This window comes from Streptomyces sp. Ncost-T10-10d, from assembly GCF_900091955.1.
Classification (GTDB): domain Bacteria; phylum Actinomycetota; class Actinomycetes; order Streptomycetales; family Streptomycetaceae; genus Streptomyces.
In genome coordinates, this window is record NZ_FMDF01000131.1 from 1 (window position 1) to 5,643 (window position 5,643).

The 5,643-nt window shown below is 68.8% G+C and carries 6 protein-coding genes; 2 read left to right on the forward strand and 4 right to left on the reverse strand.

Features of this window, described 5'->3' with window-relative positions; translation table 11 throughout:
- Positions 1 to 568, reverse strand: a 568-nt coding sequence (locus GA0115254_RS43305) for a WD40 repeat domain-containing protein (RefSeq protein ID WP_370740916.1), incomplete at its 3' end; no start/stop codon positions are given.
- 652 nt (positions 569 to 1,220) lie between these two features.
- Between GA0115254_RS43305 and GA0115254_RS43930 the strand changes: the two genes are divergently transcribed.
- Positions 1,221 to 1,736 carry a hypothetical protein gene (locus tag GA0115254_RS43930; protein WP_141720886.1) on the forward strand — a complete coding sequence of 172 codons (516 nt, stop codon included), beginning with the start codon at positions 1,221 to 1,223 and terminating at the stop codon, positions 1,734 to 1,736.
- A 225-nt stretch (positions 1,737 to 1,961) separates the two neighbouring features.
- Here the strand turns inward: GA0115254_RS43930 and GA0115254_RS21390 are convergent, their stop codons facing one another.
- Complete coding sequence (locus GA0115254_RS21390) at positions 1,962 to 2,162, reverse strand: hypothetical protein (RefSeq protein ID WP_093896904.1); 201 nt, start codon at positions 2,160 to 2,162, stop codon at positions 1,962 to 1,964.
- Positions 2,163 to 2,382: 220 nt separating this feature from the next.
- On the opposite strand from GA0115254_RS21390, the gene GA0115254_RS21395 reads away from it, so the two are divergent.
- A complete protein-coding gene (locus GA0115254_RS21395; protein WP_093896905.1) occupies positions 2,383 to 2,589 on the forward strand; it encodes a hypothetical protein in 207 nt (68 codons plus the stop codon).
- A 64-nt stretch (positions 2,590 to 2,653) separates the two neighbouring features.
- Here GA0115254_RS21395 and GA0115254_RS43935 read toward each other — a convergent pair whose 3' ends face one another.
- Together GA0115254_RS43935 and ltrA are read right to left on the reverse strand one after the other, a co-directional pair.
- Positions 2,654 to 2,893, reverse strand: a complete 240-nt coding sequence (locus GA0115254_RS43935; protein WP_141720887.1) for a hypothetical protein — start codon at positions 2,891 to 2,893, stop codon at positions 2,654 to 2,656.
- A gap of 779 nt (positions 2,894 to 3,672) precedes the next feature.
- Positions 3,673 to 5,052 carry a group II intron reverse transcriptase/maturase gene (gene ltrA, locus GA0115254_RS21405; protein ID WP_093896907.1) on the reverse strand — a complete coding sequence of 460 codons (1,380 nt, stop codon included), beginning with the start codon at positions 5,050 to 5,052 and terminating at the stop codon, positions 3,673 to 3,675.
- Between the last annotated feature and the right edge of the window lie 591 nt (positions 5,053 to 5,643).

Below are 5,643 nucleotides of genomic sequence, written 5' to 3' on the forward strand. Positions count from 1 at the left end.
GGGGTTCGCTGGTGGGCTGTCCGGTGGCCAGGTCCCACACCCGCACCGACTTGTCGGCGCTGCCGGTGACAGCGACCGGGCGGCCTTCCACCACCGCCGTCGCCACCGCCTCGACCGGGCCGGTGTGCCCGGTGAGGATTTCACCGAGGGGCCGACCGGTGGCAAGATCCCAGACCCGAGCCGTTGTATCGGCGCTGCCGGTGACAGCGACCGGGCGGCCCTCAACCATACCCGCCGCCACCGCACACACCCCACCGGTGTGGCCGGACAGGGTTTGCCGGAGACGGTGATCGACCATGCTGCCAGTAGCCCACTCCAGCCCCCACCGTGCGGCCGCCGCACCGTCCACCGGTACGGCGGTGATCCGTGCCGACAGCGCGTGGTCCCCGTAGCGGGCCGCGTCCAACGCAAGCACCTGCCGTCGCACCCCCGCACTGGCATCGCCGTGCACATGCGCTGACGCCCGGTATACCGCCGCCGCCAGCATCTCCTCCCGCCCCGTCGCACCGTCCAGCGCCGCCAGGACCTGCCCGGGGTCGGCGTTCACCAGCCACCCCGGATCGCTCAACCGCCCACCCGCCACCGCGGGCTCACGGCCCCGACCGCCACTTTGAAGACCATCCGACATGACCGACACGGTATCCGCCCTCGCCCCGGCCAACACGCCCCTCCCCACGCGAAAACAAACTCCGGTAACAAGACGCGTACTTCTACGCACACCTCGACCAACCCCAGCCCGACCCACAATGCCCAGCACAATGAACAGAACCGCACCACGTCCGCGAGCCCACCAGCAGCGACCGTTCCAACACCCGCAATGTCACAGCGAGTAGCGATCTCTCGGACCACGGTCAGACCCAAACGAACCCTTCAACCCGCGCCTATCCGCGCGGCCTGTAAGACAGTCTTGAGGCCGAGGTGGCGAAGTGCTTCACTTGCCCGGTGATCAATGAGACACATATGTTCGATGATCTCGGCCCGGTGATCAGCAGGCATGGGGTGGCCAACCGGAAAAGATGGGAGAACGCCGGCTGGGCACTCGTGATCGGCGTCCCCACCGGCTGTGTGGGCCTGTGGGCCCTGTCCGGCACCGGCGACGGCGAGTCGTCTGGCAGCCGCAAGATGATCGGTGTACTGATCGGCCTCGGTCTGTCCGGTTTGTTCATCGCGGTGACGCAGGCCGTGCGAGCGGCACGCGGCGGGCGGGGGAGTACTTCGAGGTGCGAGAACACGGCCTGGTACACGGTTCCCGGCGCGGCAAGGCGGGCTGGACCTGGGGCCAGATAGCTACAGTCACCGTCAAGAGCAGCGAAACGGACAACGCGCTCACCGCGCGGCTGGGCACCGGATACCGCTGTGTCCTTGGCCTCGCCGACGGCAGGCTTGTCCGGTTTGACGGGCTTACCGATCAGCACGGGGAGTTGGGCCTCGTAGTGCTGAACCGCTGCCCGGACGCGACCCGGCTCACCGGCGACGAGTGGCAACGCAAGGCAGGCGGCTGGCTGCTGGCCGGAACCGCGACATGCCTGGCCGCGATCGGTGCCATGGTCCTCTACATCACAGGCCATCCGGACACCGAGCGGGAGGTCACCGACGCCGACGGAATTAGCGTGCACCAGGTCGTGCCAGGCATCAGCGACACCGGGATAGCCCTGCTGGCTGTCGGCATGGTGGTCTGCGCAATCGCGGCGGTCACCTTGGTCGCCCTGTTCGTGCGTGGCCGGATGCGCCACTGAGAGTCCCTCACGCAGCCGCTGCTCTTCCGGAGCGGCTGCGCGGCGGCAAGCAAGGGTCTCCCGGCGGGGTTCTATCGGGCTGCCTGACGGTGATCCCCCCTGGCCTCCGCCCGGTACGGTCCGGGGCCGGGACCCGTACCCGGGGCACTTGCACGAGCGGTGCAATCCCGGGACGCCTCCGGGTCCGCGGTCGGGCCGGCCACGGACCCGAACATGTACTGATGGTCAGTACATGCCGCCGCCGGCCTGCTCCAGTTCGGCGCGCACTCTGGCGGCCAGCTCCTGATCGGCCAGGAGCTGCTGGCCGAGGATCCGCAGGACCGGCGCGAGTGGTACTTGGGAGAGCTCCAGTGCCGCGGCGGTGATGTTGCACCACCTCTTGAGTGCGCGGTGGTCGGCGGGGCTCAGGTCGAGCGTGACCCGCACGGGTGTGGTGCGCGCGGCATGGTGGGCGCGGAAGGGATTTCCTCGTCCATGAAATCGGAGATCGGCTTTCTGCGGCGGGTAGTCATGCGCCGGCTTTCTCCCGTGCCTCGACAATTCCGGCTGCTGTGGCCGGAATGTGGTTCCGGATGTGTCGGCGGGCTGCTCTACAACGTGCCGTTGACGTACGGCGTGCCCTCCAACTCACTCGCAACAACGTCACGTGCACCAGGGCCGTCACGCCCTGGCCCGCCCCGACACCGCCGAACCGCGGATCACCACCGCGGCCGGGCCGGACGGCCCCATCGGCTGGGCCGTCGTCCAGGAACGCGAGTACACCCCAGCCGAAATGAGCGCCCTGGAACAGGGAATCCTTGCCCGGGGCGCGGAAATCGCCGCCCGCTACGCCCAGGAGCAGCGCGAGGGCTGAGCGGAGGAGCAGGACAACGAAGAGCCCCGCCGGTGATCCGGCGGGGCTCTTTCGGCTGAAGGTCTCATTCCGGGCTTGTTCTGCGACTTGCCCCACGCAGTTCGTCGGCGCAGCCACCGGTCCCGAGGGTCCGCCGCGGAAACGGGGGCGCAGCCGGGCGCGTGCCGAGCACGCCTCGGGCTCGCAGTTCGTCGAGGTCGGACAGGCGCTCTCCGGGGAGAGCGTCGAGCAGGTCGACCTGGGCGGCGCGGATGCTGTGCGCGGGAGCCTGAGGGCCGGCGCCAAGTGCGCGGCGGACGGTCACGCCGGTCATCGTACGGGCAGCGCATCTCCGGCCGCCCCGGCCGCCGGGATCGTGGTCCAGGAGCAGCGTGGCCTGCGGTGGTCGGGGCTGTGGTCGGCCTACGTCGCCCCGCGGTCGGGCCCGTGGTCGGGGCGGGCGCCATACGCCTCCCTGCGTCGCAAACGTCAGCCGCTCCGGGTCGAAGATCCGGGTAGGGCTGACAGGCGCCCAGAACGCCGTACTGGGCAGATTTCATGGCGAATCCGGTGTTGGTGCAGGCGACCGCCACGCCCCCGCCGGTCGCGCTTCTGATCGCGCCTCACGTCGCGCTCCTGGTCGCGTCAGGACTCGGTGCGATGGAGGGAAAACCGCAGGCCGCAGGGTCCGCCACGGCGGGGCGGCGCGCCGACTACTTGCCTGCAGAGGGGTCTGCGCGCGGCCGGACCCGTCATCGTCGTCCAGTGCAGGCCGACGCCTGCGCTTGGGGATATCGGCAACCTGGCCCTGGAGAAACGAACTGGCCACGGCCTTCCATCGTCTCGCCTCGCTGCCCCGTCCCGCCGGCTGACCGCCAAACCCCTGACCGCCCACGACCCGAAGGACCCTGGAGAACCCGACCACCGCGCCGGGTCACCGCCATGCCCGAACAACGAAAACGCCTCGGCCACCCGGCAGTTACCCTCAACGACACCTCATCGCCCCAACCGTAGGGTCGGGGGCTGGCGCGGTTGCGGAGTACGTCCGCCCCGTTTCCAGCCCCCGCCGCATCGAACCGTGCGTGCGGTTCTCCCGCACACGGCTCACCGACGCCGTTCACCGCCGGCATTCGGCCTGCCCCGCCAGTCCCGGAAGGGTCTGGGTGCAACAACGGTTCCGTGCAGGGCGACCAGCCCCAACGCGTCGGAGGCCGCGTAAGCGACCACCGACCAGCCGAACTTCCGGCTGCGCCGGTGCTTCTTGGCAATGAACCCGCCGATCCGCATCCGCGCGTACGAGCTGATCTGGTCAAAGCGATGGGCCGAGTTCCCGAACCGGAAATACGCGCCCCATCCGCGTAGGAACGCGTTCACGTCCTCCACGATCACTTCGACCGGCCGCAGCATCCGGCGCCGTTCCGTGAGTTCACGGATCCGGTCACGAGCGTGCTGCACTGCCCTGTCCGAGGGCCAGCGAGCGAGGAAGGCGATAGGACGCCGCCCGCCGCGAGGCCGGGACGTGACCCACCGGTGATGGAAGCCGAGGAAGTCCACTTCCTCGCCTCCGACCTGCAGGTGCACGATCCTGGTCTTGGCCGCCTTCGGCTCCAGGCCGAGGTCGTCCAGCAGGACCTTCAGCTGCCCAAGGGCGGCTTCGGCCTGCGCGCGGGTAGTGCACATCACCACGGCATCATCGGCATAACGGACCAGAACCCCATGACGACGCGCGTCCCATGCCCGGTCCAGCCGATGCAGATACACGTTCGCCATCAACGGTGAAACGACACCGCCTTGTGGGGTTCCTGTCACCGGCCGACGGACCTGCCCGTCCTCCATCACTCCGGCCCGCAGCATCGCGCGCAGGAGTTTGAGGACGGACCGGTCGCAGACGCGTTCCTCGACCGCCTGCATCAACTTCTCATGCGGAATCGCCTCGAAACAGTTGGCGATATCCGTCTCCACCACCCAACGCCTGCCCCGCCACGCCTCATCGATCAAGACTTGGAGGGCATCGTGTGCCCCGCGCCTGGGCCTAAACCCGAACGAGCACGGGAGCATATCGGCCTCGAAGACCGGCTCGAGCACGATCTTCAACGCGGCCTGCACGATCCGGTCACGGACGGAAGGGATCGACAACGGCCTCCGCTCCGCCACGCCGGGTTTCGGAATGAATACCCGGCGCGCGGGCAACGGCCGCCAGCGGCCTTCCTTGAGTTCCGCGGCCAGTTCGTCAAGGAGCCGCTCGATGCCGTACTCCTCAACATGCGTGAGAGTGGTGGCGTCAATGCCTGGAGCGCCATTGTTCCGACGCACCATCGCCCACGCGCGCCGCAGGACGCCCCTGCGGTGGACCTTGTCCCCCAGCGCGTGGAACCGCCGTCCGGGCTCGGCCTTGGCCGCCCGGTAGAGCGCATGCTGCAATGCTCGGACCGGATCCAGATTCAGGGATCCCGACGTGGCGGAAATAGCCGTAGCGGCACTCACCAAGTCCCTCCAGACAGATTGCGCATCGACGAAGCAGCGGCCCTTCCCTGGCCGAGGGTTGTGTTGTCCCCCGGCTCATAGCGGTACTACGGCCGCCTCCGACGCCCACCCGACCCGCGCCCACTTCCCGAGGTGCACCCGGTTATAGGACGCGCAGCTTCCGACGGCAGCTGTCCGCAGGCCGCCGGGCCGGGGAGGGCCTCCCCAGTTCCCGCTGTCACCGTCGCAACGTTCCATGCCCCATACGCCGGGGAGTCCTTCACGGCTGCATCTCCAGGATCTTCGCCGCTTCCATGGCCTTCGCCCTGATTTCGGGGGCTCGGCACTCCCTGTCCCCATCCCGAGAGACGGGCCTCTAACGACGCCGCAGGCTTCGCTTCATGCTACGGACCGCTGCATTGCTCCCCCTTTGAAGGGCTTTCGACACTGGGCTTCGACGCCGGGCGTTTCCCCCGACGCCGCCAGTCTGCTACCGGGCCTCCTGGCAGCTACCCGGACCGGACTCCCACCGGCAGGCGACAACGAGCTTACGACCAAAGGTCACTTACAACATCAAGACCTCCAGTCTGCTGGGCGCGCGAAACGGCGAGG